Origin of the sequence: Herbaspirillum autotrophicum (genome assembly GCF_001189915.1) — a bacterium.
Lineage (GTDB): Bacteria > Pseudomonadota > Gammaproteobacteria > Burkholderiales > Burkholderiaceae_D > Herbaspirillum > Herbaspirillum autotrophicum.
Window position 1 is genome coordinate 1 of the sequence record NZ_LFLS01000098.1, and the last position, 221, is coordinate 221.

The window sequence follows — 221 nt, forward strand, 5'->3', positions numbered from 1 at the left end:
GTGCTGGAACTCGGCGGCAACGATCCCATCATCGTGATGGAAGATGCCGATCTGGAAGAAGCGGCGACGCTGGCGGTATCAGGGTCGTACAAGAATTCCGGCCAGCGCTGCACGGCGATCAAACGCATGATCGTGCATCAGGCCGTGGCCGATGAGTTCGTGGACAAGCTGGTAGCCAAGACTCGCGCAATCAAATTCGGCAATCCCATGGATGGCGGCAA

1 protein-coding gene is annotated in these 221 nt (G+C 58.4%); it reads left to right on the top strand.

The window, feature by feature from the left end:
- A partial coding sequence (locus tag AKL27_RS26960) for an aldehyde dehydrogenase family protein (RefSeq protein WP_157057143.1) occupies positions 1 to 221 on the top strand: 221 nt, incomplete at both ends.